This is a genomic window from Variovorax paradoxus EPS, from assembly GCF_000184745.1.
GTDB lineage: Bacteria > Pseudomonadota > Gammaproteobacteria > Burkholderiales > Burkholderiaceae_C > Variovorax > Variovorax paradoxus_C.
This window is the reverse complement of the sequence record NC_014931.1, coordinates 4,496,194-4,521,451: the sequence shown is the minus strand read 5'-3', so window position 1 is coordinate 4,521,451 and position 25,258 is coordinate 4,496,194. Positions and strand designations below refer to the sequence as shown.

Below are 25,258 nucleotides of genomic sequence, written 5' to 3'. Positions count from 1 at the left end.
TTCCGGTTCATTCAACTGCCGAGGAAAAACCATGAACACGAGCGACAACAAGGCCCTGGTCCAGCACATTCACGCCGAGCTGGACAAGGGCAACGGCCAGGCCTTCATCGACAGCCTGGCCGACGATGCCAGTTGGACATTGGAGGGCACCACGCCCTGGTCGCGCACCTACGCGGGCAAGGAAGCCATTCGCGACGAACTGATCAAGCCGCTGTTCGCGCAGTTCGCCGCGCCGTACGCGAGCAAGACCGAGCGCATCATTGCCGAAGACGACCGGGTGGTGGTGCTCTTCAGCGGCGATGTGCCCACCAAGGCCGGCAAGCGCTACAACAACCGCTATTGCTACGTCTACCGACTCGAAGGAGGCAAGGTGAAAGAGCTGACCGAGTACTTCGACACCGCATTGGTGCAGCAGGCGCTCGAGGCGCCGCCGGCGGCCGCGCATGCCGGCTAGCGTGACTGGAGAGAAGACCGCACCGGCCGCACCGGTGGTGAAGGGCACGCCCTTCCACATCGGCGAACTGGCCACGCGCACCGGCCGCACGGTGCACGCCATCCGCTGGTACGAAACGCAGGGCCTCGTGCCCGGCGTGGCGCGCGACGAGGGCGGACGGCGCCTCTACGGCGAGCTGCACGTCGGCTGGCTCGACTTGATGGAGCGCCTGCGCCGCACCGGCATGTCGATTGCAGAGATGCGCGAATACACCGCGCTCGCGCTGCAGGGCAAGGCCACGCTGCAGCAGCGCCGCGACCTGCTCGCCGCGCACCGCGCGCGCGTGACCGAAACGATTGCCGACTGGAAGAAGGCGCTCACGCTGGTCGACCGCAAGATCGACTTCTACGACGTCTGGATGGCGAGCGGCCATCGCCCGCCGCTGATTCCCGCGGACACGCCGCGCGCCGCGCCGCCGAAACGGCGCAAAACGGCCTGACCGCCGCCGCTATTCGGCGACGAAGCCGCTGTCCTTGCGGATCGAATCGCGGTCGCGGTGGTTGTTCAGGCGCCCCAGCGTGCTGTCGAGCAGCCGCTTGAGCTTGTCGGCTGCGCCGCGGAAGGCCTCGTCGAGCGTGTTGGCGTGCTGTGTCACGGCCAGCGGTTTGTGGTGGGCCAGGCGCGCTTCCATCACGCAGCGCTTGTCGCCGCCGCCGGCCTTGTCGTGGTTCTCGTCGCTCAGATGCACCTCGACGCGCGTCACGTCTTCGACGAAACGGCTCAGCTGCTGCTTGATCTCGGTGTCGGCCCAGCGTTCCAGCGTGTCCTTGTTTTCAATACCGTTGCTCGTGTTGACCTGAATCTGCATGCAATGTCCCTGCTGGATGGATGAACGAAGGTCCACTGTGCGCCCTTGGGCACCATGCCGTGCGTAGGTCTATTCCCTACCCACGCGCCGGGCAGGGTCCGCAATGTCGCGATGCGGGCGGTTTCAGCTCTGGATATAGCTGGTGAGCTGGTCGATCGTCTGCTCGTGCTCGCTGATGATGTCGTCCATCAGGTCCTGGATCGAGATCATGCCCACCACCTTGTCGCCGTCGACCACCGGCAGGTGGCGGAACTTGCGCTGGCTCATCAGCGCCATGCAGGCGCGGGTGCGGGTTTGCGGGGTAACGGTCATCACGTCGGGCGTCATGATCTCCGAGACCTTCATCTCCTTGGAGTTCTTGCCCTGCAATGCCACCTTGCGGGTGTAGTCGCGTTCGGAGAGAAAGCCCACGAGCTTCTCGCCGTCCATCACCATCAGCGCGCCGACCTCGAAGCGGGCCAGCGTGGCCAGCGCATCGAACACGCTGGTGTGGGGCGAGGTGCGCCAGGCGGCGGAGTCATGGCGCTTGAGCAGTTCGGAGACGGGTTTCATCGCGGTCACTCCATCAGAAAATTTCGATTCGACCGACGCCGCAGGCGCCGCACTCGGTCAAATCATAGGGCGGACAAGGCCCTCGCGATGCAAAACCCTCTAGGGGATTGCGCGTGTGCCGCGCGCGAGAAACCGGCGAGAACTTAAGGTGTCGCGGCCAGCACGCGGCTGAGCGCCACCGGGTCGCCGACCACCGTCTTCACGAGGCCCTTGTCGTCGAAGTTGACCTGGTACTCCGACCAGCTGTCGCGCCAGTAGCGCCACGTCGGCGCCTCGAGGCTGGGGTTCTCGCCGGCCACGGGATAACCGATGGCCATGAGCACCTGCTCGCGCGTCATGCCGGGCATCACCTTGCCGGCGCGGATGGCGGTGCTCACCGCGGGCGGGAAGGCCGCCATCTTCTGCTTCGGGTCTTCGGTGACGACATAGCGCTTGGCGAAGTCGATCAGCGTGATGTTGCGGCTGTAGTCGTTCTTGATGCGCTGCGGCTTGCCCGCGAGATCGAGGTTGAAAAAGCGGAAGTCGTAGCCCGTGATGCGCGCCGGCGTGCCCACGGCGACGATGCTCGTGCCCTGCTCGTCGTAGTTGATGTCGCTGATCGAGTCGCCGTAGGTGCGCATGTTGCAGCACAGGAAGCCGCTGGTCAGCGGGCCGGGCGGCGGGGAAGGGCGCTGGGCATGAACGACGGACACGGGCACGACGGTGGCTGCCAGCAAGGCGGCAGCGGCAAGGCGCTTGAACATGGATTTCCCTCGGGGTTTTGTTGGAATGCTGCTGGACGCAGCGCCGCGGATTCTAGGGTTGCAGCTATTGAAAAGATAGCATTGGGTCGCTGTTCAGGTTCCCGGTTCACAATGCGCACCCGGCCTCCGAGCCGTCCCCTTCCAAGTCAGCGCGACAGAAAGAGCATCCATCGATGGCGATCCAGTGGTTCCCCGGGCACATGTACACGACCCAGAAGGCCATCACCGAGCGGGTGAAGGACATCGACGTGGTCATCGAGTTGCTCGACGCGCGCCTGCCCGGCTCCAGCGCCAACCCGATGTTGGCCGAGCTGACCGCTGGCCGGCCGACGCTCAAGGTGCTCAACAAGCAGGACCTGGCCGACCCCGCGCGCACCGCGCTCTGGCTCGCGCACTACAACGCGCTGCCCGACACGCGCGCGATTCCGCTGGACGCCAGCCTCACCACGCCAGCGCAACAGATCGTGAAGGCCTGCCACGACCTCTCGCCCAACCGCGGCGGCATGGCCAAGCCGATGCGGGTGCTGATCTGCGGCATTCCGAACGTGGGCAAGTCGACGCTCATCAACACGCTGACGGGCGGTCGCAAGGCCAAGACCGGCGACGAGGCCGGCATCACCAAGCTGGAGCAGCGCATCACGCTGGCCGACGACTTTTATCTGTGGGATACGCCCGGCATGCTGTGGCCGCGCATCGTGGTGCCCAAGAGCGGCTACAACCTCGCGGCCAGCGGTGCGGTCGGACGCAACGCCTTCGACGAGGAGGAAGTGGCGCTGGAGCTGCTCAACTACCTGAAGACGCATTACGCCGCCGGCATCGCGGCGCGCTTCAAGCTGATCGAACTCGACGCCGCGACCATTTCCGGCATGAAGGACGAGGACGTGCTCGACACCATCGGCCGCAAGCGCGGCGCGCTGCTGGGCAAGGGCCGGGTCAACCTGCAGAAGGCAGCGGAAATCGTGATGCACGAATTCCGTGCCGGCAATCTCGGGCGAATCACGCTCGAGACGCCCGAGGAATTTGCCGCCTGGCTGGCCGAAGGGCAGCGCATCGATGCGGAACGTGCGGCGAAGAAGGCGGCGCGCGGGAAGAAGGGCAAGCAAAAAACCGAAACCACGCCGGAGGACGGTGCCTGATGCCGAATTTCTTTTTCTTTCGCAAGGGCGGTCTCGATACCGATTCGGAAGACTTCCCGGGACTGGTGAGCGTTGCCGCGTACCTGAAGCAACTGAGCGCGCAGGAACACGAGCGCAAGACCACCGATGCCGAGGATTTCTTGCGCGAGCTCGATGCCGTGCCATGGCGCGAGGTGATGGCGGCTTGGCTCGTCGCGCAGGAAGGTCCGCTGCCCGCGCTGGTCTTGTGCAGCGAAGACATGAAGGTGCAGTTCGGCATCAGCGGTGTCTTCCAGGAGCCGTTGCACTATTACCAGTGCAGCTTCAGCCGCGAACTGAAAAAGGGCTGGTTCTCGAAAGAAACGCAGAACCTCAGCTTCGAGATCCATGCGCGCGAAGACGTGGCCGGCCTGGTGCGGCAGTTCGTGCAGGGCGATTACGACGCGCTGGCCGACGAGGCCCGGCGCATCGGCCAGAACGTCCTGGCGTAGCAGCCGGCGGCTCGTCGGCCCTTGGCGCCGGCCGGAAAAGGCCCGCCCACTATCATCGAAAAATGCAACGCCTCACGCGCCAACGCAACGCCGTTTTCTCCGCTTTCAGCGACGCCGGCCGCGTCCTCACCGCACCGGAAATCCTCGAACACGCCCGCGAGATCGTTCCCGAGATCAGCCTTTCCACCGTGTACCGCCAGGTCTCGCTGCTGCTCGCCGACGGCGAGATCGCGAAGGTCGAACTGCCGGGCGAACCGGCACGCTACGAAGTGGCCTGCAAGCCCGCCGCGCATCGCCACGCGCACCACGACGGCGAAGAGGCCGACCACCATCACCACTACTTCCATTGCTCGGGCTGCAAGCAGGTGTTCCTGCTGCATGCATGCCCGGGACCGATGGACGATCTCGCGCCCAAGGGCTTCCAGGTGAAGAGCCACGAGGTGACGCTGCACGGGCTGTGCGCGGCTTGCGTCGACGCAGGCGGCAAGGCGAGCAAGCGCAAGGCGCATTGAGGCGTTAGGTGGCGGTCAGCCTTGCGATGTTATTGGCTTTATTGAGAATGAATTCTCAATAACGTATAGTCGCGGGTCCAACTTTTCGGAACGACCCTATGCAAGTCCTGTCCTCGCTCAAGGAAGCAAAGAAGCGTCACCGCGATTGCCAGGTGGTGACACGGCGCGGCCGCACCTACGTGATCTGCAAGTCCAACCCGCGCTTCAAGGCGCGCCAGGGCGGCGCAAAGAACAAGAACAAGCGCTGAACCTGCGCTGACGACACCGCGGGCGCCTTCGATTCGCGCAGCCCGCCGACCCTCGCTCCACGACCCCATAAACCGCACCGGCGCACCCCGCGCCGCCGCAGGCCTGCGCGCGCCTTTTTCTCCAACCGGAAACCTGTCCATGCTCCGAGCCATCGGCCTCACCAAACAGTACGGAACGCACATTGCGCTCGACCGTCTCGACCTCGACATCCGCGGCGGCGACATCTACTGCCTGCTGGGCGCCAACGGCGCGGGCAAGACGACGACCATCAATCTGTTCCTGAACTTCATCGCGCCGACGGGCGGCACGGTGGAGATCAACGGCGTCGACGTCACGCGCCACGCGGTCGCGACCAAGCAGGACGTGGCGTACATCCCCGAGCAGGTCACGCTCTACGGCACGCTCTCGGGCCTGGAGAACCTGCGCTTCTTCGCCGGCCTCGCGCTCGGCCACGAGCTGCCGCGCACGCGCCTGCTCGAGTTGATGACCGAGGTGGGGCTCGACCACGCGGCTGCCGAAAAACGCGTCTCGGCGTATTCCAAAGGCATGCGGCAGAAGGTATGGATCGCGGTGGCGATCGCCAAGGAAGCCAAGGCGCTGCTGCTCGACGAGCCCACCTCGGGGCTCGACCCGCACGCCGCCGCCGAGTTCTCAGACCTCTTGCGCCGTGCCGCCGACACCGGCGTGGCCGTGCTCACCACCACGCACGACCTCTTCCATGCGCAGCAGACCGCCACCCGCGTCGGCATCATGAAGCGCGGCCGCCTCGTCGAAAGCCTCGACGGCGAAGCGCAGATTGCGAACACCGATCTGCAGTCGCTCTACCTCCAGCACATGAGAGCCTGAACATGTTGCTGAACTGGATCGCACGACGCGAATTTCTCGAACGCCTGCGCGACGGCCGGCTGTACCTGGCGGGCGGACTCGTGGTGATGCTGCTCTTCACCGCACTCGCCGTGGGATGGGCGCACCAGCAGGGCGCCCACGCCGAGCAGGTCGCCGCGCAGGCCATGGACTACCGCGACTGGCTGCATCAGGACAAGCGCCATCCGCACGACGCCGCCCACCAGGGCATGCACGCCTTCAAGCCCGAGCCGCCGCTGTCGATGGTCGACTCGGGCATCAACCCCTTCATCGGCAGCACCGTGTGGCTGCAGGCGCACCGGCAGAGCGAGGTGAAGTTCAACGCCGCACAAGATGCGACCGGGCTGCAGCGTTTCGGCAACCTCTCGGTCGGCTGGATATTGCAGGTGCTCGGGCCGCTGCTGGTGATCGTGCTCGGCTTCAACGCGTTTGCAGGCGAACGCGAGCAGGGCATCCTGCGGCAGACGCTGAGCCTGGGCGTGTCTCCACTGCGCCTCCTGGCCGGCAAGGCGCTCGCGCTCGCGGCATCGCTCGCGGTGCTGCTCGTGCCGGCCGCCATCGTCGCGGCCATCGCGGTGGCCGTGGGCGCGGAGCAGGGCGAGCGCATCGACGCGCTGCTGCGCCTTGCCGCATGGGCGCTCGGCTATGCGGTGTACCTGGGCATCTTCGTGTTCCTCGTGCTGGGCGTGTCGGCGATGTCGGCCACTTCGCGCACCGCCATCACCGTGCTGCTCGCGCTGTGGATCGGACAGGCCGTGATGGCGCCGCGCGTGCTCTCCGAGCTGTCGCGCACCTGGTTCCCGAGCCCGACGCGGCTGGAGTTCAACCATCAGCTCGGCGCCGAACTCAAGACCGTGTCCGACCAGGTCTGGCAGAAGAACTTCGGCACCACCGAACGCTGGGGCCGCGACGTGCCGCTCAGCAAGTGGGGCATAGCGCTGCGCCTGGACGATCAGGCCTCGTACCCCGTGTACGACCGTCACTACGGCCGTTTGTGGGACACCTGGGAGCAGCAGCAGACCGTGCAGGAATGGAGCGGCCTTGTGCTGCCCATCCTCGCGATCCGCAGCTTCTCGATGGGCATGGCGGGCACCGATTTCTCGCACCACCGGCGCTTCACGACCGCGGCCGAACTGCATCGCCGCAACATCCAGGACCTGATGAGCAAGGACTTGGTGGTGCATGCCGACCCGCTGGGCGACCGCCACTTTTCCTACCAGGCCACGCCCGACCTCTGGGCCACCGTGCCGCCGTTCGACTACCACTCGCCGGGCGTGGGATGGGCGCTGTGGCACCAGGCGCGCAGCCTGGCCGTGCTGTGCGTCGGCCTGCTGCTCGCAGCGGCGTTCGCGGCCTTCGCCACCGTGCGCCAGCGCGCGCTCTGAAAGGGGATGCCACACATGTCCATCCATCCTCCCCAAGCCCGTCGCCTGCTGGCCGTGATGCGCCAGGAAATCCGCTTGATGCTCGCCGAGCGCGGCCTCTGGGTCGTCGGTGCGCTGTTCCTGCTGCTCGTGGCCTATGCGCTCGGCAACGGCCTTCTGCAGACCGCCAAGCGCGACCGCGCGCAGGCGGCCGTCGCACAGGCCGACCGCGACACTCGCGCCAATCAGCGCGTGCAGCTCGAAGCCATCCTCGCCGGCACCGCGCAGCCCACGCCGTTCGAGAACCCGGCCGATCCCTCGCGCATGGCAAGCGGCTACGGCGGCCAGCATGCGCTGCTGCCGACCGCGCCACTGGGCCCGGTCGCGCTGGGGCAGAGCGACCTGTTCCCGAGCCAGTACAAGGTCACGAACCAGAGCCGCGTCGTGTTCATGAACCCGAGCGACATCGAGAACCCGTGGCACCTGCTGAGCGGGCATTTCGACCTGGCGTTCGTCATCGTCTATTTGCTGCCCTTGCTGATCTTCGCGCTCAGTTACAACCTCCTGTCGGCGGAGCGCGAGAACGGCACCTTGCGCCTGCTTCTGTCGCAGCCCTTGCGCCTGCGCACGCTGCTCGCGGGCAAGCTCACGGTGCGCGCCGCGGTGTTGCTGGGACCAGCGGTGCTTCTGCCAGTGGCGGTGCTGTGGATCGCGCGCCATGCAGGCTTCGCCGGTGGCGCGGGCAGCGCAACGCTCTGGTGGGCATTGCTGGTCGGTGCCTACGCGCTGTTCTGGTTCGCGCTGGTCGTGGCGGTGAATGCCTTCGGCGCTTCGTCGGCGACCAATGCGATGGTGCTGGTCATCGCGTGGGTGATGCTGGTGCTGGTCGCACCGGTGCTGCTCAACCTCGCCGTCACGCGGGCTGTGCCGGCACCGTCGCGCACCGAGCTCGCCACGCACCAGCGCGTGGTCACGGCCGAGGCGATGAAGCGCTACCAGGACCTGCTGGGCACCGAGTACCAGCACGTGGGCCACGGCGCGATCCTCGTGCCGCGCAACGGCAAGATCGAGATCGCCGGCCGCGCGCTGGCCAACTACAAGATCGAGCGCGAGGTCGATGAGGCGATCCGCCCCGCGCTCGAGCGCTTCGACGCGCAGCAGGCGCGCCAGCAGCAGTTGCTCGGCCGCTTCGGCGCGGTGTCGCCCGCCGCCGTGGCCTACGAAGGTATGACCGCGCTGGCCGGCAACGGCGTGCGGCGCCATGCGCGCTTCGAGGCGCAGACGGTGGCGCACCACGAGGCGTGGAAGGCCTTCTTCTTTCCGCGCATCGATGCGCGCGATGCGTTCACGCCCGCCGAGTTCGACCGCATTCCGACTTTCGCGTGGCAAGAGGAGCCAGCCGGCCTGATGCGCGGCCAGGCCGCTCTGGCGGTGCTGCAGTTGCTTGTGCCGAGCCTGCTGCTGTTCGGCCTTGCGGCGTGGCGGCTGCGGCGCTTCTCCGTGGCTTAGCGCATCGCCTCGGCCCTTCCGGTTTTTCGTTTCGTTCCAACCAGGCAGTCCAATGATCCAGTTCACCCGCACGGCCATCGCCGTGGCCGCCGTCACGGCCTTCCAGGCAGCGTATGCACAAGGCAACAGCACCAACGCAGAACTCGGCGCCGTCACCATCGAAGGCAGCCGCGATGCCAACAGCCTGCACCTCGAGGAGTCGAGCGGCGCCGCTTCGCGTCTCGGCCTTTCGGTGCGCGAGACGCCGGCCTCCGTCGAGATCCTGTCGCAGGACGCGATCCAGCAGCGCGGCGCGCGCACCTTCAGCGAAGCGCTGCGCGGCATGGCGGGTTTGTCGGGCGGCGGCCCGCCGTCGTCGCCGACGACGCTTTCCACGCGCGGCTTCACCAGCCTCATGTACCTCTACGACGGCGTGCGCAGCTCCGGCGCGGGCGTCGTCAACCGCGTGCAGGACACCTGGAACTACGACCGCATCGAAGTGCTGAAGGGGCCTGCCTCGGTGCTCGACGGCGAGGGCGCCATCGGCGGCGTCGTCAACTTCGTGACCAAGCGGCCCGACCGCGACAACCCGCACAAGGAAGCGCTGCTCTCGTACGGCAGTTACGGCTCCACGCGCGCGGCCTTCGGTTTCGGCGGCGCCCTCGGCGATGCCAGCGCCTACCGGCTGGACTACAGCCGCAACGACAGCAAGGTCGGCACCATCGACCGCAACGGCGAGCGCATCGATCACTTCACCAGCGGCCTGATGGTCGACCTCGGCGGCTCGGTGAAGCTGGACCTCTCGTTCGACTACCTGCGCGACAACAACGACGCCTACTGGGGCACGCCGCTCGTGCCGCGCAGCTTCGCCACCCAGCCGACGAACGTGGTGAGCACGCCCGACGGCCGCGTGATCGACCGGCGCATGACGCGCACCAACTACAACGTGCTGGACGACGACAACTCCTCCGAAACCTACTGGCTGCGCGCGCGCCTCACGGGCCAGCTCGACGGCGGCTGGTCGTGGCGCAATGAGTTCTCGGCCAACAAGTCGAACCGCGTGTTCCGCAATTCCGAAAGCGCTACCTTCGTGGCGCCGTCCAGCATCGCGCGCGACCAGACCCTGATCACGCACGACCAGGACTTCTGGCTCGACCGCATCGACGCCACGCACAAGGGCACGATCGGCGGCATGGACAACCGCCTCGTCGTCGGCGGCGAATACAGCGAGACGCGCTTCGGCAGCCAGCGCCGCTTCTCGAACAGCAGCGCCAGCACGGCGAGCCTGCTGCGGGTGCCGGTGTTCGACCCCTACGTGGGCTTCTTCAACAACGACCCGGCGCTCAGCGTGGGCGGCGGCAACCGGACCGACATGCACACCAAGGTGCGGGTCAGTTCGGTCTTCGTCGAAGACGCGCTCAAGCCGATTCGCAACCTCACGCTGGTCGGGGGCCTGCGCCACGACCGCACCGAGGTCGATCGTTCGATCACCGATCTCAACCTGGGCAGCAACACGCGCTTCGGCAGCAGCTACCGTTCGACTTCGGGCCGCCTCGGCGCGGTGTACGACATCACGCCGCAATCGAGCATCTATGCGCAGTACACCAACGCCACGCTGCCGGTGAATTCGCTCTTCCTCCTGTCGGCATCCAACGCGGCATTTCCGATGTCGCGCGGCAAGCAGGCGGAGGTGGGCTTCAAGCAGAGCCTGCCCGAAGCGAATCTGGAGTGGACCGCGGCCGCCTACAAGATCGAGCTCGACAACGTGCTCTCGCGCGATCCGGCCAACGCGGCCAATACGGTGAACAACGGGCGCCAGTCATCGCGCGGCCTAGAGCTGTCGGCGGTGTGGAAGCCCACGCGCGAATGGACGCTGGCAGGCAACCTCGCCGCTCTCGATGCGCGCTTCGACACGCTGGTGGAGGCGGGCAACGTCTCGCGCGTCGGCAAGACCCCGCCCAACGTGCCCGAGCGCGTGGCCAATGTCTTCGCGACCTACCGGCCCGACAACTCGAAGCTCGAATATTTCGTGTCGCTCAACCGCACCGGCCACATGTTCACCGACACCGCCAACCAGATCCGCATCAACGGCTACACCACCATGGATGCGGCGGTGAGCTACCGGTTGAAGAACGCGCTGCTCAGCTTCCGCGTGCGCAACCTGACCGACAAGCTCTACGCCACCTGGGTGGGGCGTGCCACCAGCCAGGTGCTGCTTGCGCCGCGCCGTACCTTCGAGGTGTCGGCCAAGTTCGACTTCTAGACTTCTGGTACGGAAACGCGTTCAAGAATATCAATCCGTTCACGCTGAGCTTGTCGAAGCGCCGCGCGAGACTTCGACAAGCTCAGTCCGAACGGTTCTGGTTGATTAACCGCAAACTCGTATAAGAAGGTGCGAGCGCGCGCGCTCAGCGCATCTGCAGCCGCACGTCCTTCGGATAGCTGATCGTGTAGTCGGCCGCCACGCGCGCGGTCTTGCCGGCGTCGAGGTCGAAGCTCCACATCGCGAGGCCCGGCTGCTTGTTCCACGCCAGCTCGCCCGGCTGCGGCGAGAACTGCGAGGCGATGCGCACCTGCTCGTCGACCGAGATCGGCGCCGCTTCCAGCACCTGCACCGCGATCGGCGTGCGGTGGCGGTTCTCGACCACGTAGGCGCGCTGCACCTTGCGCTCGGCGCGCGTGCCGGCGAAGCCGCCCGTGCCCTGGTTGTCCTGCTCCGGTTCGACCTGCACGCGCACCAGTTCGTCGCGGCCGAAGGAGAGCGTCAGGCGCGCATCGCTCGGCGCCGTCCACTGGCCGTTGCCGACGAAGTTGCCGTCGCGATAAAGCTGCATCGGGCCGGCCGGCCACACGCCCGTGGGCTGTGCGAGGTCGGCGACCAGGAAGGCGCTCGCGTCCACGCGCGGACTGGTGCGCGAGGCGAGTTTCGCCGTGTCCTCGTACTGGCCGAGCGCCATCGTCACGCGCTGGCCGTTGGAGGGCACGTCGATGCTTTGCGGCACAGAGAATTCGGTGGCGAAGCTGTTGTCGAACACGCTCACATCGAATAGCGGCGCGCGGCGTTCCATGGCCGACTCCCTGAGCGATGGCGGTGCGCCCGCGATGGCTGGCGCCGGTGCCGCCATGTAGGCCATGTCGGTCTTTGGGCGTTGCGGCGGCGGCTCGATGCCGATGCGCCACGCGCCCGGCGTGCGGCCGGTGGTTTCGCGGCGCGGCTGGCCGGTGGAGAGCACCAGCTTCACGCCGCGCCAGTCTTCGCCCGTGGCCTGCGCCACCAGCGCCTGTCGTTCGATGCGCACCTTGCGTGTGGTGGTGTCGAGCAGCGCGCGGTAGGTGGGCGTCCAACCCGGGCCGTTGACCTGGTAGCTGAGCTTCACCTCCGCATCGGCGCTGGCGGCCAGCGTGACCGTCACGGCCACCACCTGCGCGCCGTTGCCCTGCGAGCGCTTGCGCTCGGCGATCAGCGGGTTGAGCTGGCGGTCGATGTCGCCCTGCTTGCGCGCGAGCTGGTGCTGTTTCAGCAGCGAGTCCTGCCCGGTGCGGCGCATCGCGTCGGTCACCGCGGCGAGGTTGCGCGCGTCCATCGGCGCGCGAGCGCCCTGTGACGAATCTCCACCCGAAAGGCCCTTGAGGTAGCCCGTGACCATGCCCAGCGCATCGCTCTCGGCCTGCAGCGCGGCCTTCTGGTCTTCGAGTTCGCGGATGCGGCCGTCGAGCGCGCTGGTGGCGCAGCGCGCCGAAAGCTCGCGCTGCTCGTTGAGCACGGAGGTCTCGCCCACGCGCACCGACGCATCGGCCGACACCTGCAGGCTCTGCACGTCCAGCCCCGCCGGCAGGCACGCGAAGGTGACCGAGCGGCTGCCGGCCGCGACACGTGCCACGCGCTCCACCGTGGCGCTGCCAGGGTAGACCTTGACCTGGGTGATGCGCGAGTCGGCCGCCTGGGTTTGCAGGGGGGCCGGCACCTGGGCGCTGGCGTTCAAGACCAGCCAGGTGGCGGCGACGACGGTGGCGCGGAGCAGGAGGGCGGAGGACGGTGCTTTCATGGAAGAGCCTTCGAAAGTGAGTGGGTTGACCTCCACTCATACGGCCGGGCTCGTTCAACGGGGTTAAGACGCCGCGAGAAATATTTCATGCCGATGGCGGCTGTCGCCAATGCAACCGTAACGGCACTTCCGGTCACGCGTGCGACGACGCGCGGCGGGCGCGGTTCGTAGAGTGGATTCGTCCACACCACCAACGTGCCCGTTCCAAGGAGAACCCCATGCTCGACACCATCCAGGCCATCAACCGCACCGCTTCGTTCAACCGCTGGGCCGGTTTCGAAGTCCACCATGCCGCCGACGGCGAAGCCGAACTGCGCATGAACTGGCGCGAGGAAGACATGGGCCAGTACGCCGGCTTCCTGCACGCCGGCATGATCGCCGCGCTGCTGGACACCGTGAGCGGCTACGCGGCCTCCACGAAGGCAGGGCGCGTGCTGGCCTCGCACTTTTCCGTCAACTGCATCTCGCCCGCCATCGGAAGCGCCTTCGTGGCGCGCGGCCGGGTGGTGAAGGCGGGACGCAAGCAGGTGTTCGTCGTGGCCGAGCTCTATGCGCAACCCGAAGGAAAAGGCGAGGACGAACTCAAGCTCGTGGCGACGGGGAACGCCATCCTGGTTCCGATTGCGGTGGAAGAGCTTCAGCCGAAGCCCGCCGCCTGAGCTTCAGCCCGAACAGCGGCCGCAGCCAGTTGATGCGGCGGATCAGCCCATCGGTCAGCAGCCAGCAGCCGAGGATGGTCAGCGTCACCAGCAGCGCGGGCTCCAGCACCGGGCCTAGCGCGAGCGGCGCCAGCACGGTCACGCCGACGATGATCAGCGTCTGGTGCAGCACGTACCACGGGTAGACCGACTCATTGGCCCAGCGCAGCCAGGGCCACGGGTGGTTCAGGTGGCGGTGACCATGGCCCAGGATGGTCGCGATGGCCAGCCACATGTAGAGCGTGCGCAGCAGGTCCATGAGCAGGCCAGGAGCGGACTTTCCCGCGCCGACGCGCAGCGCGATGAACGTGCCGATCGCCACGACCGCCAGCACCAGCGACACCCGCCGCAGCCGCTCCAGCTCCTTCCAGATGCCCGTGTCCACGCCCATCCAGTAGCCGTAGAGGAACACGGTGAGGTAGATGGCATGCAGGTAGAAATCGCGCACCAGGTTGTGCGTGGGCGGAAAGTGCGGGGCCAGCAGCGCCGTCCACGCGAGCAGCGGGAGCACCGGCAGCAGCAACAGTTTCCAGCCGCGCAGCGCATTGAACCGGCGGCGCACCCACTGGCCGGCCGGCGATTTCCACAAGGGCAGCGTCAACGCGACCAGCGCGGTGTACGCGAACAGATACGGCAGATACCAGAGGTGGTTCCAGGTCATGCCGAACTCCGCGCCGTCGAAAGCGCGCTTGGGCCACGGTTCGGCCATCGACAGGTAGCGCAGCAAAAAGGCGCCGAAACCTGGCGCGACCAGCCCGTTGGCCACGCCCTGCGCATAGGCCTGGTACGGAACGATCACCATCATTCCGAACACCAGCGGCAGCATCAGCCGGGCGCCCCGGCTGCGCAGCAGCGCCCCGGTGCCCTGGTGGCGAGCGAGGAAGCCGAGCGACACGCCGGAGATCAAGAACACCAGGTCCATGCGCCAAAGGTTCAGCACCCGCATCGGCCACTGCAGCCATTCGGCTGCGTGCGGGCTTTTGAGGTGCCAGGGCCAGTCGGCGACGTAGTACATGGCCACGTGATAGAGGATCACGAACAGGAAGGCGAGCGCGCGCAGGGCGTCGATGTCGTGGCGCCGGTCCGTGCCGGGCAGGGGAGTCGGAAGGCTCATTTCAGGGTCCTCGAAACAGAAAGTGCGGCCATCGTGTGGCCCGGCACCGCCCGGCGGCGCGCCCGCGGGACGGATGGCCCGGCCTTTGTGACGAGCGGTGGCCCCGGTGGGACGAAATTCGCCCCGCCACCGCGCAGATGGCGAGAATCCCGGGCATGAAAGCGTCCCACCGGAACCTGTACGAGCGCTACGAGCCGATCCGCCGCTACGTGGAAGTGGGTTTCTGGATCGTGCTGATGGCGCTGCAGGGCGTGTTCGCCACCATGGTCGCGGTGGTCGACGCCCGCAACCGCGCCGTGCCGCGCGCGACCTGGGAAATCGTCACCTGGGAAGGGTCGAGCCACCTGGTGCTGTTGATGCTGATTCCGGTGTTCGTGGCCATCGAGCGCCGGCTGGCGCCGCTGATGCCCGGCCGCTGGGTGCATTTCGTGGCCGGACACATCATTGCCAGCGTGGCCATCAGCGTGGTGCACGTGGCGGGCATGTTCGCGGTGCGATCGCTGGTCTATGCCCTGATGGGCGGCCGCTACGACTTCGGCGGCTGGATCGCTCAATGGGGCTACGAGTACCTGAAGGACGTGCGGGTCTACGTCTCGATCGTCTTCGGCATCTGGGCCTACCGGCTTTTCATGCTGCGCTTGCAGGGCGAGGCGCGGGTGCTCGATGCGCCGGAGGCGGGCGCGGCCGAACCGGCGCCGACCCCGGCGGAACCGGAGGAATCCGAACCCTCGATGCAGCCAGTGCCCCCAACACCGCCCGTCGCCCGCCCCGAACGCTTCCTCGTACGCAAGCTGCGCCGCGAATTCCTGATCGCCGCCACCGACATCGACTGGCTCCAGGCCGAGGGCAACTACGTCGGCCTGCACGTCAACGGCCACGACTACCTGCTGCGCGCCACGCTCACCGATTTCCTGACCCAGCTCGACCCGGCCAGGTTCGTCCGCGTGCACCGAAGCCATGCGGTGAACCTCGCGCGCATCAAGGAAATCGAGCCGCTGGACGGCGGCGATGCCAAGTTGCACATGCACGACGGCACGACCGTGCCCTGCAGCCGCCGCTATCGCGACGCGCTCCGGGCCGGCGCAGGCTCGACGGGCTGAAAAAGCAGCCTGTTCCGGTGCGCGAGCGCGCCGTTATGGCCCGTTTCGCACCATCAAAGAGCCTTCAGGCACCATTTTTGCTTCCGTGCACCATCGCTCCGGGCAATCCGGCTGCGATGCACCAATTCAAACCAAAAACTGCAAGAAGCTCCCATGGACGCACTCAAACAGGGCGCAGATGCGCTATTCATCCTTCTCGGCGCCATCATGGTGTTGGCCATGCATGCCGGTTTTGCCTTTCTTGAACTGGGCACCGTGCGCAAGAAGAACCAGGTCAATGCGCTGGTGAAGATATTGGTCGACTTCTCGGTCTCGACCATCGTGTATTTCCTGGTGGGCTACGGCGTGGCCTACGGCACGCACTTCTTCGTGGGCGCCACCGAGCTCGCGGCCAAGAGCGGCTACGAGCTGGTGAAGTTCTTCTTCCTGCTGACCTTTGCCGCGGCCATTCCGGCCATCATTTCGGGCGGCATCGCCGAGCGCGCCAAGTTCTGGCCGCAGCTCATCGCCACCGCGGTGATCGTCGGCGTGGTGTATCCGCTCTACGAGGGCATCGCCTGGAACAAGGCCTTCGGCATCCAGGCCTGGATCGCCTCGGTCACCGGCCACGAGTTCCACGACTTCGCCGGTTCGATCGTGGTGCACGCCGTGGGCGGCTGGCTCGCGCTGCCGGCGGTCATCCTGCTCGGCGCGCGCCGCAACCGCTACCGTGGCGACGGCTCGCTGAGCGCGCATCCGCCGTCGAGCATCCCCTTCCTCGCGCTCGGCGCGTGGGTGCTGTGCGTGGGCTGGTTCGGCTTCAACGTGATGAGCGCGCAGAGCATCGACAAGATCTCGGGCCTCGTGGCCGTCAACTCGCTGATGGCGATGGTCGGCGGCACGCTGGTGGCGCTGGCCCTGGGCAAGAACGACCCGGGCTTCGTCTACAACGGCCCGCTCGCGGGTCTCGTGGCCGTGTGCGCCGGCTCCGATCTCATGCATCCGCTGGGCGCGCTGGTCGTGGGCGGCGTGGCGGGCGGCATCTTCGTTGTCATGTTCACGCTCACGCAGAACAAATGGAAGATCGACGACGTGCTCGGCGTCTGGCCGCTGCACGGCCTGTGCGGCACCTGGGGCGGCATCGCGGCCGGCATCTTCGGCACGCAGGCGCTGGGCGGCATCGGCGGGGTGAACGTTTGGGCGCAGCTGATCGGCACGGTGATCGGCGTGGTCTGGGCGCTCGTCGGCGGCGCGGTGGTGTACGGCACGCTCAAGGCCACGATGGGCCTGCGCCTCTCGCAGGAAGAGGAATACGACGGCGCCGACCTGTCGATCCACCATATCTCGGCCACGCCGGAGCGCGAAGTCAACTGGTAAGGAAGGCAAAGGCGCAGGGCGGGCGGGTTGGGCTATTCTTCGGCCCCTCTAAAGACAAGCCGGAGAAGGAAGACCCATGACCCAACCCACCCACTGGCTGCGCCGCGGCATCGCCGCGCTGGCGAGCAGCGTGCTGATGCTTTCGTTTGCATCAGCACATGCTGGCGCACCCCAGGTCAAGACACAGGCGCCCGGCTTCTACCGCATGATGCTCGGCGACTTCGAGGTCACGGCGCTCTTCGACGGCACCATCGACCTGGAGGTGAAGAAGCTGCTCACCAACACCACGCAGGCGCAGGTCGGCAGGCTGCTCGACCGCTCCTTCAAGAAGGACCTTGTGCCCACCTCGGTGAACAGCTACCTCATCAACACCGGCAGCAAGCTGGTGCTGATCGACACCGGCGCCGGCACGCTCTTCGGCCCCACGCTGGGCAACCTGCGCAACAACCTCCTGGCCTCCGGCTACAAGCCCGAGCAGGTCGACGACGTGTTCATCACCCACATGCACGGCGACCACGTCGGCGGCCTCATCGTCGACGGCAAGCTGGCCTTTCCGAACGCCACCATCCACGCCGGTCAGGAAGACGCCGATTTCTGGCTCAGCAAGGCCAATCTGGAAAAGGCCACGCCCGAGATGAAGGGCTACTTCCAGGGCGCGCAGGCGTCGCTGAATCCGTACGTCGAAGCCGGCAAGTTCAAGCCCCTGACGGGCGGCGCCGCCGACCTCGTACCCGGCATCAAGGCCGTCGCCGCCCACGGCCACACGCCCGGCCACAACACCTACGTGATCGAGTCCAAGGGCCAGAAGCTCGTGCTGTGGGGCGACCTGATGCACGTGGCCTCGGTGCAGTTCGTGCAGCCGCAGGTGACGATTTCGTTCGACGTCGATTCCAAGCCCGCCGCGGCGGAGCGCAAGAAGGCGTATGCCGATGCGGCGAAGGGCCGGTATCTCGTGGCCGGCGCGCATCTGCCGTTCCCGGGGCTGGGGCGGATTCGGGCCGAGGGTTCGGGGTATGCGTGGGTGCCTGTGGATTACCAGCAGGTGCGATAACTCGGTGATCTGAAGCGTATTCGGGCCGGATACGCTTCATTTTTGAAGCGTATTTTTGGGACGCCGCAGCGGCGGTGACTGGTTCGCGAGGTCGGAAAGCACAGATTTGCCTGCTGTAGCAAACTCCCCCGACCGCATCGCTCCCACGTCCACAGCCCCATGACCCAATCCCCACCCGCCCTCGAGGTCCTCCCCCGCGACCTCTCCGCCTACCGCCAAGGCAACGTCGGCATCGATTACGTGCACCGCTTCGAGTCCGGCAAGCCCGGCCCGCACGTGCTGATCAACGCGCTCACGCACGGCAACGAAATCTGCGGCATGACCGCCGCCACCCACCTGCTCGACAACGGCGTGCGCCCGAAGATCGGCACGCTCACCGTGGCCTTCGCCAACATCGACGCCTACGAATCGTTCAAGGAAGAGTCCCCCTACGACAGCCGCCAGATCGTGCACAACCTCAACCGCATCTGGTCGCCCGAATGGCTGGACGGCGGCGAGGACAGCCCCGAGCTGCGCCGCGCGCGCATCCTGCGGCCGGTGGTGGACACCGCCGACCACATCCTGGACATCCATTCGACCAGCCAGCCCGTCGTGCCGTTCTGGGTCTACCCGGCGTTCGAGCGCAACGCCGAGGTGGCGCTGGCCATCGGCCGCCCGTCGGTGCACTTGGTGATGCCCGATGGCCTGGGTTCGGGCACGCCGCTGATCCAGTACGGCAGCCACGGCGGCCCGGACGGCAAGGGCGTGGCGATGGTGGTCGAGTGCGGACAGCACTTCCTGCGCTCGGCGTCGGTGCTGGCGACCGCGGTCACGTATGACTTCCTCGCGTACTTCGGCTTGGTCGACAAGGACCCGGCCACGCCTGAACCCGCGCCGCAGCGCCGCTTTCAGTTGCTGCAGACGCATGTCATCAAGTCGGAAGACTTCGCGTTCGTGCGGCCGCTGATCGGCTTCGAGACCTTTGCCAAGGACGAGCTGATCGCGACCAACGGCCCGGACGAAATCCGCGCGCCGTGCGACGACTGCACGATCTTCATGCCCGCGCAGCGCGTGATCGTGGGGCGCGAAGCGGTGTATCTGACCAAGCCGGTCTGAAGAAGCGCATGACGGATTCGCCCGCCATGAGCCGCTGGCGCGTGGCGGGACTCGTGTTCGTCTTCCTGTGGTTCGCTCTCGGCGGCATCGCGCACTTCGTGGCGACCGAAGCGGAGATGCGCATCGTGCCGCCGTACATCCCCTGGCCGCGCGCGGCCGTGCTGGTGAGCGGCGTATTCGAACTGCTGGGCGCGGCCGGGCTGCTGTGGCGGCCGACGCGGCGTGCTGCGGGCATCGGCCTCATCCTTCTGACCCTGGCCGTGACGCCCGCGCATTTCTACATGCTGCAGCGGCCGGAGCTTTTTCCGAGCGTGCCGTATTGGGCGCTGGTGGTGCGGCTGCCGGTTCAGGTGGCGCTGCTGGCGCTCATTGCCTGGAGCACGTCGGTGTGGCCGGGGTCGAAGAAGAGGGTCAGCAGATGAGCAGGTGCGTCGGCTTGCTGGTGGTGCTGTAGTCGGCGTGCCAGTAGTGCGGGTCGGCGCAGAGGCTGAAGACGGCTTCGGCGGTCGCGTGGCGATTGTCGAAATGGTTGTGCAAGGTGACGTGCACGGAGCCCGCATCGGGCCAGTCGATGCCGACGTCGACCACGCGGTTGCCGGAGGCAATTTCGGCGGCGAGGATTTTCTGCAGGGCGGGGTGCAGGCGGGTGTTGAGGAGGTCGAGGGTTTCGCGGCGGGTGGCGCGGGCGAAGGATGCGTCGAGGCAGTCTTCGGTGAACAGCGGTTGATTGGTCATGGCGCGCCTCGTGGTCAGACCGTTGCAGATGCCTTCGACTTCGGAATCGTCCTGCCCCGGCACTTCGGATAGTTGGCGCAGCCCCAGAAGCTGCCTTCATTCTTTGACGAGTTTCTTTCGACCATCTTCGTGCCACAGCTTGCGCAGGTGGGCCGCCAGTACTCGCCTTCGTAAGCCACGGCGAGCAATGCGGCCTGCTGCTCGGGCGTGCGCTGGCCGATCAGCTTGAGCAAGGCGGCGCCGTCCTGCGCGTGGATGCCGTTGGCCTTGGCGAAGGCAGTGGCATCGGCGGAGAAGGTCGAGCTCGTCACGTAGGTGCCGGTCTTCAACTGATGCGAAGCCATCACGCCAAGGAACTCCCGCATCTCCTTCACGCCCACGGGCTTGCTTCGCCAGTGCTTGCATTGAACGATGCGCGGCACGTCGCTGTGCTTGGAGTGAAGCCAGATGTCGATGCCGCCGTCCGCGCCGTGCGACTGGCTGCGCGTGGTGAAACCCGCTTGCGCGTAGAGCGCTTCGCACAAGGCCTCGAAGCGTCGCCATTCGATGGCGGCGAGTACGGCGGGGCTCCATTGCTGCTGCTGTGCAGGTGCGGGTACTGAAGGCGAGGGCGTTGGCTGGGAGAGCTCGGAATCCAATACCGGTTCGCGTCGTGCGGCAGCGGGAGGCGTTGCCATCGGACGAGCGACCTTGACCGCAGCAGCCGATGGCTCTGTACGTTCGATGGCCTGAGGCACGACCTTCTTGCGAGCGACGAGGTAGTGCAGCCCCAGCAAGGCCGCGCCAATCGCCAATGCTGTCCATCCCGCAGGACGAAGCGCCGGGCCGAGCGTGCCGATGATCGGGCCGTGCATGAACGCCGGAAGTACCACCAGGAGCAAGACGCCGACGATGATCGCCGTCCATCCGTTGCCCGCCAGTTTGCTGCGTGCGCGTTCACGGCGCCGCTCGGCTCTTGTCTGTTTGGTCATCGCCTCAACCCGCCCCTCGTTGGAATGGCGCGAGTTTATGAGGCGAGCGGAATCCGGAACTCAGGGTGATTACTCAAGCCGCAATGAACAACGCCGGGTCCACCATCGCCCGATTCAACATCACAGACCAATGCAGATGCGGCCCCGTCACCCGCCCGGTCGCGCCCACCGCAGCCAACTGTTCCCCCGTCTTCATCACATCCCCCACCTTCACATCCACCCGGCTCAGATGGCAATACATCGTCAGCAGCCCGCCGCCATGGTCGAGCCACACCGTGCCGCCGTTGAAGAAATAGTCCCCCGTATCGATCACCCGCCCCGGCAGCGGCGCCAGCACCGGCGTGCCCGTGCGGGCCGCGATGTCCATCCCGCTGTGCGGATTGCGCGACTGCCCGTTGAACACGCGGCGCAGGCCGAACGAACTGGAGCGGCGACCCGGCACGGGCACGCGCATCTGCAGCACAGCATCGGGCCGCAGGTCAGTGAGCGTGGCCATCACGCCGGTCAGGTGGTCGCGTTCGCGCACGTAGCGCGCTTCGTCTTCGGGCGAGAGGTCGACCGTGCGCGGCGCCACTGTCAGGCGCTGTTCGCGGTACTGCTTGTCGGTGACCGTGTAGGCGACCTGTCTTTCGCTCCCGCTCTCGGTGCGCACCGTGATGCTCGCCTCGCCGGGCGTGGCTGCGAGCGGGATGCCGACCAGCGCTGTCCATTCGATGGCGTCACCCACAACGAGCAAGGGCACGTCGCCTGCAAAGGCGGCCGGGCGTTTGGCGCTCGGGCCGAGCGACAGGCGCGCCACGCCGCCCGGCACCTGTGACGCGTGCGGCCAGACGTCGGGGTGCTTCTGCGTTTGTGTCTGCTTCGACTTCGCGGGCGCAGCCGCGACGGCCTGCGTTGCGGGCAGCGCGAGCAAGCCCAGCGTGCCGAGCAATGCGCTGCGGCGATTCATCAGTGCGGGCGTGAGGAGGTCGGGCGAGGTGGTTCGGATGTTGTCGTGCATGAAGGGAGGATTGAATGAAAGAGGTTTTGTCTGTGACGTCGCGCGGCCGCGTTCGTTGTTACTCGCGCCAGGTGCCGGGCGCCAATCCATCAAGCGTGTGCGGCCCGATGGCGGCCCGGATCAGGCGAAGCGTGGGCAGCCCGACAGCGGCGGTCATGCGCCGCACCTGCCGGTTGCGGCCTTCGCTGATCGCCAGCTCCAGCCATGCGGTCGGAATACTCTTGCGCTCGCGAATCGGCGGTTGCCGCGGCCACACATCGGGCGGCGGATCGAGCAGGCTGGCGCGGGCAGGGCGCGTGAGGCCGTCGTTGAGTTGCACGCCCTGGCGCAGCGCGGCGAGCGCCTCTTCGGTCGGCACACCCTCCACCTGCACCCAATAGGTCTTCTCCATCTTGAAGCGCGGATCGGCGATGCGCGCCTGGAGCTGGCCGTCGTTGGTAAGGAGCAGCAGGCCTTCGCTGTCGGCATCGAGGCGGCCGGCGACGTAGACGTCGGGGATGTCGATGAAATCTTTCAGCCCACGCCATCGGCCCTCGGGGGTGAACTGGCTGAGGACGCCGTAGGGCTTGTTGAAGCGGATGAGGCGGGAAGTATTTGGGAAAGTCATGACGCCGCAGGATAGCTGGCCGACATCCTTCGCTGCATCGAGCACTACTGACGTCGATTAACGCCGCGAAGCTATAAAGGGACGCGTTTCAGGCGAATAATTCGGCGTCAAAAATTAAATTTAAAGGAGTAAAGAATGAGGCGGTAAATCCGTCGTTCGAGGAATAAAACCCTTAAAGGATCGTTGGCCTTTATCTCCACGAAAAACTAGTGGAACCGTATTGGGAGTGTTTCTTTCGAAAACAATCATCGACGCAAGGCTTCGATAGCCAAGCCCACCTTTTTTTGCTATGGCTGTTGCACGCGCAACCAATGTTGCACGATCTGTTGGCTTAAGAAGCGAACTTGCTTCATTAAGAGGGCGAACATGCTTTTCGTGTATCTGGGATTGCCATACAACCACGCCTGTTTTGGCAATATGCGGAATGGCTTCTTCGCAGATAGTATGGAGTAAAAAATATTCCGAGAAATTCCCCACAATATAGCCTCCAATCATTTCGCGTTGACTACAAAATTGGGTTCCACTTCCCGAAAAATCATCTACATAAATGATCGCGCCGCTTTCAAGTTTGGCTGTGGTTTCATGAAGTTTGCCTGCATTTCCTGCATCTAAAAGTTTGCAGCCCATTACTTCTAAGCGAGCTTGATCCCGTAGCATATTTAAAACAACATGACTGCTACTTCCAGCTTCGCTAATGCTGACATAAATAATGTTCTTATTGGGGATTTTTGCTTCGCTGAGAGTTCTTAGGAGCTGTGAATTGCGATCCAGAAGATCGCGAAGCATCACGCTATCGGTAACGCATTTTAGATGAAGTGCTGTTTGTTTTATTATTTGCCTTTCCTCAAGTGGATACTGGGATAACCACGCAAGGACCGATTTTATTGAAACTCGCTGGGGGCGGTATCTTCGGAATCGGTAGGCGATTCGAGCCGCAAAGATGAAATCAGCGAGATTCATTCTTCATCGCCATCTTCGTCACTATCGTCGAAGAGCGTTGGGTCATCTTCGCCTGATAATTTATTAAGAAGGCCGTCGATGTATGTCTTTGCAGATTTCAAAGCCTCGACCAACTCTGGGCGTTGATCGGTTACGTGCTCGACATTAATGCGGCCGAGCGCATTTACGAACGTGCTACACGCTTCAAGGGCACCCTTAACTTTTCTTGCATCTTGAACAAAAGCATCAAATGCAGCGCGTGTTTCGAGGTCGATTTCATTTATATAGCGACGTAATAACGTGGCGGCTTGATCTTTCCCAACAGGATCATCCTCAACGTTAGTAAAGGCCTCTGCAATTCGTCGAAAATGGATGACGCTTTTTATTTTTTTCCTGCGATATTTTTCAACAAATCGCTCAAGGATTCCTCTTTCACCCATAGACTCATAGAGATCGGGTAGTTCGATCCTTGTTAGTTCAACGATTGGAATCGCCTCAATCCAGAAATTCGATGGGATTCTTGTTTTGGGATTAGGGTCCAGCGATAGTTGGCGAAGATCATCGTCAACGTTTAAGAGGAGTTTGCATCGTTCAACCTGCGGTTCGCTTAACCCGGTTAGGTTAGAGAGCTTTTTTGTATCTGTTTCACCGAGTTCTTCTATCACAATGCTCAGACTAAGAGCTGTTGGCATTAGCTCCCAAGCCTCTCTGAAGTTGTGAATATTGAACATATATAGCAGTCCTGCCAATTTATTTGGAGGGACTACAATATTGCAGGGAATTTCTATTGCTATTCCTTCTTCTAGTAATTCGCTGCAGCAACGATGCCGCCGTGCTCCATCCAGAATACCGAAGCGTTTTCCGTCGGGAAGTCGGAAAACGGTCAAAGGAACTAAAACTCCGTGAAGTGCGATATTTTGTTTTAAATCGCGTAACGGCTCAGGATCAAAAAGAACGCGTGGATTTTGCGGGTTAGGAACAAGTTGTTGAGCTGGCAAAGTGAGCAACTCTGCAGCCGACTGTACCTTGGAATCAAGAGGTAGAGATTCTTGAATATTCATGGTGATGCCTTTTCCATATTCGAAACTATCAATTCCACCGCTTTTCTCCGATGACTTGAAAAGCCGGCGACATTACGTTGGCATGTAACGCGTCGGACGTTCCAGTAATCAAAATAGTGAAGTGCTTCAGCCGAAATTGCGTATGACATTACAAATTTTGCTCCCAGGGCATCAATGCAATGCAATGTATCGGATAGCTCCTCTAGGTCAGCTAGCCCAAATGTCTGGGCGTTGTACTGAACAAATATTCGTCTATTTTCGACTGCATAAGGGGGGTCAAGAAAAACAAAATCATCTGCCTTGACTTTTTTTAGTATTTCTCGAAAATCTTTTTTTTCAATCTTCGTGTTTTTTAAAAGTAAGGCGGCCTGTTTTATTTCGCTGATATCCGGCATGGCGCCGGTTTTTGTTGCGGCAAAAGGCACATTAAATTCGCCACGCATGTTTGTTCGAAATATGCCGTTAAAGCAATTCCTGTTCAAATAAAAAAACATTGCGCTTCGCAAAATCGGGTCTTTTTCTACTATTAGGGAGGCGCGGATTTCATAATATTTTTCTTTGTTGATCGCCCAGGATGAAGTAAGTTGAAAGATTCGATCTGGTGTATCGCGGAGCGCAGTGTAGAACTCGACCAGCAAAGAATTAACATCCCCCAATAGGGCTGCTTTTGGCTCAATATCGAAAAATAAAGCAGCAGAACCCGCAAATGGTTCGACATAGCGCTGAGCCAAAGACGCCTCCCAATAGGGCCGAAGGTGGCCAATTAATTGCTTTTTACTGCCAGCCCATCTAAGTAGGGGTCTCAT

Annotated in this window: 28 protein-coding genes; 16 read left to right on the top strand and 12 right to left on the bottom strand. The window is 64.3% G+C overall.

Annotated features, from left to right (window positions below; all coding sequences use genetic code 11):
- Positions 1 to 31 precede the first annotated feature (31 nt).
- A complete protein-coding gene (locus VARPA_RS20875; protein ID WP_013542570.1) occupies positions 32 to 454 on the top strand; it encodes a nuclear transport factor 2 family protein in 423 nt (140 codons plus the stop codon).
- On the top strand, positions 444 to 932 hold the full coding sequence (locus VARPA_RS20870; protein WP_013542569.1) for a MerR family transcriptional regulator: 489 nt from the start codon (positions 444 to 446) through the stop codon (positions 930 to 932). Before VARPA_RS20875 ends, VARPA_RS20870 begins: the two co-directional genes overlap by 11 nt.
- A 9-nt stretch (positions 933 to 941) precedes the next feature.
- Here the strand turns inward: VARPA_RS20870 and VARPA_RS20865 are convergent, their stop codons facing one another.
- From VARPA_RS20865 to VARPA_RS20855, 3 genes are all read right to left on the bottom strand, one after another.
- Entirely contained in the window at positions 942 to 1,301 is a 360-nt protein-coding gene (locus VARPA_RS20865) for an HPF/RaiA family ribosome-associated protein (protein ID WP_013542568.1), read from the bottom strand.
- A gap of 123 nt (positions 1,302 to 1,424) precedes the next feature.
- On the bottom strand, positions 1,425 to 1,853 hold the full coding sequence (locus tag VARPA_RS20860) for a CBS domain-containing protein (protein WP_013542567.1): 429 nt from the start codon (positions 1,851 to 1,853) through the stop codon (positions 1,425 to 1,427).
- A gap of 143 nt (positions 1,854 to 1,996) precedes the next feature.
- A complete protein-coding gene (locus VARPA_RS20855; RefSeq protein ID WP_013542566.1) occupies positions 1,997 to 2,596 on the bottom strand; it encodes an outer membrane protein assembly factor BamE in 600 nt (199 codons plus the stop codon).
- A 173-nt stretch (positions 2,597 to 2,769) separates the two neighbouring features.
- Here VARPA_RS20855 and ylqF point away from each other — a divergent pair, with 173 nt between their 5' ends.
- The 8 genes from ylqF (at position 2,770) to VARPA_RS20815 (ending at position 10,942) form a co-directional block, all read left to right on the top strand.
- The gene (gene ylqF, locus VARPA_RS20850) at positions 2,770 to 3,732 is read left to right on the top strand and encodes a ribosome biogenesis GTPase YlqF (RefSeq protein ID WP_013542565.1); all 963 of its coding nucleotides are present in this window, start codon (positions 2,770 to 2,772) and stop codon (positions 3,730 to 3,732) included.
- A complete protein-coding gene (locus tag VARPA_RS20845) occupies positions 3,732 to 4,202 on the top strand; it encodes a hypothetical protein (RefSeq protein ID WP_013542564.1) in 471 nt (156 codons plus the stop codon). Before ylqF ends, VARPA_RS20845 begins: the two co-directional genes overlap by 1 nt.
- Positions 4,203 to 4,264: 62 nt before the next feature.
- Positions 4,265 to 4,714 carry a Fur family transcriptional regulator gene (locus tag VARPA_RS20840; protein WP_013542563.1) on the top strand — a complete coding sequence of 150 codons (450 nt, stop codon included), beginning with the start codon at positions 4,265 to 4,267 and terminating at the stop codon, positions 4,712 to 4,714.
- A gap of 98 nt (positions 4,715 to 4,812) precedes the next feature.
- Positions 4,813 to 4,962, top strand: a complete 150-nt coding sequence (ykgO, locus tag VARPA_RS20835; protein ID WP_013542562.1) for a type B 50S ribosomal protein L36 — start codon at positions 4,813 to 4,815, stop codon at positions 4,960 to 4,962.
- A gap of 139 nt (positions 4,963 to 5,101) precedes the next feature.
- Positions 5,102 to 5,809 carry an ABC transporter ATP-binding protein gene (locus tag VARPA_RS20830; protein ID WP_013542561.1) on the top strand — a complete coding sequence of 236 codons (708 nt, stop codon included), beginning with the start codon at positions 5,102 to 5,104 and terminating at the stop codon, positions 5,807 to 5,809.
- A gap of 2 nt (positions 5,810 to 5,811) precedes the next feature.
- The gene (locus VARPA_RS20825) at positions 5,812 to 7,212 is read left to right on the top strand and encodes an ABC transporter permease subunit (protein WP_013542560.1); all 1,401 of its coding nucleotides are present in this window, start codon (positions 5,812 to 5,814) and stop codon (positions 7,210 to 7,212) included.
- 15 nt (positions 7,213 to 7,227) lie between these two features.
- The gene (locus tag VARPA_RS20820; RefSeq protein ID WP_013542559.1) at positions 7,228 to 8,700 is read left to right on the top strand and encodes an ABC transporter permease subunit; all 1,473 of its coding nucleotides are present in this window, start codon (positions 7,228 to 7,230) and stop codon (positions 8,698 to 8,700) included.
- A gap of 52 nt (positions 8,701 to 8,752) precedes the next feature.
- The gene (locus VARPA_RS20815) at positions 8,753 to 10,942 is read left to right on the top strand and encodes a TonB-dependent receptor (protein ID WP_013542558.1); all 2,190 of its coding nucleotides are present in this window, start codon (positions 8,753 to 8,755) and stop codon (positions 10,940 to 10,942) included.
- A gap of 145 nt (positions 10,943 to 11,087) precedes the next feature.
- Here VARPA_RS20815 and VARPA_RS20810 read toward each other — a convergent pair whose 3' ends face one another.
- On the bottom strand, positions 11,088 to 12,725 hold the full coding sequence (locus VARPA_RS20810) for a DUF4139 domain-containing protein (protein WP_013542557.1): 1,638 nt from the start codon (positions 12,723 to 12,725) through the stop codon (positions 11,088 to 11,090).
- Positions 12,726 to 12,943: 218 nt separating this feature from the next.
- Here VARPA_RS20810 and VARPA_RS20805 point away from each other — a divergent pair, with 218 nt between their 5' ends.
- On the top strand, positions 12,944 to 13,384 hold the full coding sequence (locus tag VARPA_RS20805) for a PaaI family thioesterase (RefSeq protein WP_013542556.1): 441 nt from the start codon (positions 12,944 to 12,946) through the stop codon (positions 13,382 to 13,384).
- Here the strand turns inward: VARPA_RS20805 and VARPA_RS20800 are convergent.
- Positions 13,308 to 14,537, bottom strand: coding sequence for an acyltransferase family protein (locus tag VARPA_RS20800; RefSeq protein ID WP_013542555.1), 1,230 nt, complete (start codon positions 14,535 to 14,537; stop codon positions 13,308 to 13,310). The two genes, VARPA_RS20805 and VARPA_RS20800, sit on opposite strands and share 77 nt — an antisense overlap.
- A gap of 155 nt (positions 14,538 to 14,692) precedes the next feature.
- Here VARPA_RS20800 and VARPA_RS20795 point away from each other — a divergent pair, with 155 nt between their 5' ends.
- From VARPA_RS20795 to VARPA_RS20775, 5 genes are all read left to right on the top strand, one after another.
- Positions 14,693 to 15,637, top strand: coding sequence for a LytTR family DNA-binding domain-containing protein (locus tag VARPA_RS20795; protein ID WP_013542554.1), 945 nt, complete (start codon positions 14,693 to 14,695; stop codon positions 15,635 to 15,637).
- Positions 15,638 to 15,790: 153 nt separating this feature from the next.
- Positions 15,791 to 16,993 carry an ammonium transporter gene (locus VARPA_RS20790; RefSeq protein WP_013542553.1) on the top strand — a complete coding sequence of 401 codons (1,203 nt, stop codon included), beginning with the start codon at positions 15,791 to 15,793 and terminating at the stop codon, positions 16,991 to 16,993.
- Positions 16,994 to 17,069: 76 nt separating this feature from the next.
- The gene (locus VARPA_RS20785; protein WP_013542552.1) at positions 17,070 to 18,044 is read left to right on the top strand and encodes an MBL fold metallo-hydrolase; all 975 of its coding nucleotides are present in this window, start codon (positions 17,070 to 17,072) and stop codon (positions 18,042 to 18,044) included.
- A gap of 159 nt (positions 18,045 to 18,203) precedes the next feature.
- Positions 18,204 to 19,139: a succinylglutamate desuccinylase/aspartoacylase domain-containing protein gene (locus VARPA_RS20780; RefSeq protein ID WP_013542551.1), complete on the top strand. Its 936-nt coding sequence runs from the start codon at positions 18,204 to 18,206 to the stop codon at positions 19,137 to 19,139.
- Between the two features lie 8 nt (positions 19,140 to 19,147).
- Positions 19,148 to 19,561 (top strand): hypothetical protein, encoded by a 414-nt coding sequence (locus tag VARPA_RS20775; RefSeq protein ID WP_041942977.1) that lies wholly within the window; start codon positions 19,148 to 19,150, stop codon positions 19,559 to 19,561.
- On the opposite strand, the gene VARPA_RS20770 is transcribed toward VARPA_RS20775, so the two are convergent.
- The 7 genes from VARPA_RS20770 to VARPA_RS30720 form a co-directional block, all read right to left on the bottom strand.
- Positions 19,551 to 19,874, bottom strand: a complete 324-nt coding sequence (locus tag VARPA_RS20770) for a hypothetical protein (RefSeq protein WP_013542549.1) — start codon at positions 19,872 to 19,874, stop codon at positions 19,551 to 19,553. The two genes, VARPA_RS20775 and VARPA_RS20770, sit on opposite strands and share 11 nt — an antisense overlap.
- 14 nt (positions 19,875 to 19,888) lie before the next feature.
- A complete protein-coding gene (locus VARPA_RS20765; protein ID WP_013542548.1) occupies positions 19,889 to 20,845 on the bottom strand; it encodes a restriction endonuclease in 957 nt (318 codons plus the stop codon).
- A gap of 73 nt (positions 20,846 to 20,918) precedes the next feature.
- Positions 20,919 to 21,845 carry a M23 family metallopeptidase gene (locus tag VARPA_RS20760; protein WP_013542547.1) on the bottom strand — a complete coding sequence of 309 codons (927 nt, stop codon included), beginning with the start codon at positions 21,843 to 21,845 and terminating at the stop codon, positions 20,919 to 20,921.
- Between the two features lie 58 nt (positions 21,846 to 21,903).
- A complete protein-coding gene (locus VARPA_RS20755; protein ID WP_013542546.1) occupies positions 21,904 to 22,452 on the bottom strand; it encodes a pseudouridine synthase in 549 nt (182 codons plus the stop codon).
- A 120-nt stretch (positions 22,453 to 22,572) separates the two neighbouring features.
- A complete protein-coding gene (locus VARPA_RS31165; protein ID WP_013542545.1) occupies positions 22,573 to 23,412 on the bottom strand; it encodes a hypothetical protein in 840 nt (279 codons plus the stop codon).
- Positions 23,409 to 24,452 carry a ParB/RepB/Spo0J family partition protein gene (locus VARPA_RS30725; protein ID WP_013542544.1) on the bottom strand — a complete coding sequence of 348 codons (1,044 nt, stop codon included), beginning with the start codon at positions 24,450 to 24,452 and terminating at the stop codon, positions 23,409 to 23,411. Before VARPA_RS30725 ends, VARPA_RS31165 begins: the two co-directional genes overlap by 4 nt.
- On the bottom strand, positions 24,449 to 25,258 hold the full coding sequence (locus tag VARPA_RS30720) for a DNA adenine methylase (RefSeq protein ID WP_013542543.1): 810 nt from the start codon (positions 25,256 to 25,258) through the stop codon (positions 24,449 to 24,451). The genes VARPA_RS30725 and VARPA_RS30720 overlap by 4 nt, the downstream gene beginning before the upstream one ends.

Excerpts from the sequence above, each read along its gene's own strand:
- VARPA_RS20875 (WP_013542570.1), top strand. The coding sequence starts at position 32 with ATGAACACGAGCGACAACAAGGCCCTGGTCCAGCACATTCACGCCGAG.
- VARPA_RS20870 (WP_013542569.1), top strand. The coding sequence starts at position 444 with ATGCCGGCTAGCGTGACTGGAGAGAAGACCGCACCGGCCGCACCGGTG.
- VARPA_RS20865 (WP_013542568.1), bottom strand. The coding sequence starts at position 1,301 with ATGCAGATTCAGGTCAACACGAGCAACGGTATTGAAAACAAGGACACG.
- VARPA_RS20860 (WP_013542567.1), bottom strand. The coding sequence starts at position 1,853 with ATGAAACCCGTCTCCGAACTGCTCAAGCGCCATGACTCCGCCGCCTGG.
- VARPA_RS20855 (WP_013542566.1), bottom strand. The coding sequence starts at position 2,596 with ATGTTCAAGCGCCTTGCCGCTGCCGCCTTGCTGGCAGCCACCGTCGTG.
- ylqF (WP_013542565.1), top strand. The coding sequence starts at position 2,770 with ATGGCGATCCAGTGGTTCCCCGGGCACATGTACACGACCCAGAAGGCC.
- VARPA_RS20845 (WP_013542564.1), top strand. The coding sequence starts at position 3,732 with ATGCCGAATTTCTTTTTCTTTCGCAAGGGCGGTCTCGATACCGATTCG.
- VARPA_RS20840 (WP_013542563.1), top strand. The coding sequence starts at position 4,265 with ATGCAACGCCTCACGCGCCAACGCAACGCCGTTTTCTCCGCTTTCAGC.
- ykgO (WP_013542562.1), top strand. The coding sequence starts at position 4,813 with ATGCAAGTCCTGTCCTCGCTCAAGGAAGCAAAGAAGCGTCACCGCGAT.
- VARPA_RS20830 (WP_013542561.1), top strand. The coding sequence starts at position 5,102 with ATGCTCCGAGCCATCGGCCTCACCAAACAGTACGGAACGCACATTGCG.
- VARPA_RS20825 (WP_013542560.1), top strand. The coding sequence starts at position 5,812 with ATGTTGCTGAACTGGATCGCACGACGCGAATTTCTCGAACGCCTGCGC.
- VARPA_RS20820 (WP_013542559.1), top strand. The coding sequence starts at position 7,228 with ATGTCCATCCATCCTCCCCAAGCCCGTCGCCTGCTGGCCGTGATGCGC.
- VARPA_RS20815 (WP_013542558.1), top strand. The coding sequence starts at position 8,753 with ATGATCCAGTTCACCCGCACGGCCATCGCCGTGGCCGCCGTCACGGCC.
- VARPA_RS20810 (WP_013542557.1), bottom strand. The coding sequence starts at position 12,725 with ATGAAAGCACCGTCCTCCGCCCTCCTGCTCCGCGCCACCGTCGTCGCC.
- VARPA_RS20805 (WP_013542556.1), top strand. The coding sequence starts at position 12,944 with ATGCTCGACACCATCCAGGCCATCAACCGCACCGCTTCGTTCAACCGC.
- VARPA_RS20800 (WP_013542555.1), bottom strand. The coding sequence starts at position 14,537 with ATGAGCCTTCCGACTCCCCTGCCCGGCACGGACCGGCGCCACGACATC.
- VARPA_RS20795 (WP_013542554.1), top strand. The coding sequence starts at position 14,693 with ATGAAAGCGTCCCACCGGAACCTGTACGAGCGCTACGAGCCGATCCGC.
- VARPA_RS20790 (WP_013542553.1), top strand. The coding sequence starts at position 15,791 with ATGGACGCACTCAAACAGGGCGCAGATGCGCTATTCATCCTTCTCGGC.
- VARPA_RS20785 (WP_013542552.1), top strand. The coding sequence starts at position 17,070 with ATGACCCAACCCACCCACTGGCTGCGCCGCGGCATCGCCGCGCTGGCG.
- VARPA_RS20780 (WP_013542551.1), top strand. The coding sequence starts at position 18,204 with ATGACCCAATCCCCACCCGCCCTCGAGGTCCTCCCCCGCGACCTCTCC.
- VARPA_RS20775 (WP_041942977.1), top strand. The coding sequence starts at position 19,148 with ATGACGGATTCGCCCGCCATGAGCCGCTGGCGCGTGGCGGGACTCGTG.
- VARPA_RS20770 (WP_013542549.1), bottom strand. The coding sequence starts at position 19,874 with ATGACCAATCAACCGCTGTTCACCGAAGACTGCCTCGACGCATCCTTC.
- VARPA_RS20765 (WP_013542548.1), bottom strand. The coding sequence starts at position 20,845 with ATGACCAAACAGACAAGAGCCGAGCGGCGCCGTGAACGCGCACGCAGC.
- VARPA_RS20760 (WP_013542547.1), bottom strand. The coding sequence starts at position 21,845 with ATGCACGACAACATCCGAACCACCTCGCCCGACCTCCTCACGCCCGCA.
- VARPA_RS20755 (WP_013542546.1), bottom strand. The coding sequence starts at position 22,452 with ATGACTTTCCCAAATACTTCCCGCCTCATCCGCTTCAACAAGCCCTAC.
- VARPA_RS31165 (WP_013542545.1), bottom strand. The coding sequence starts at position 23,412 with ATGAATCTCGCTGATTTCATCTTTGCGGCTCGAATCGCCTACCGATTC.
- VARPA_RS30725 (WP_013542544.1), bottom strand. The coding sequence starts at position 24,452 with ATGAATATTCAAGAATCTCTACCTCTTGATTCCAAGGTACAGTCGGCT.
- VARPA_RS30720 (WP_013542543.1), bottom strand. The coding sequence starts at position 25,258 with ATGAGACCCCTACTTAGATGGGCTGGCAGTAAAAAGCAATTAATTGGC.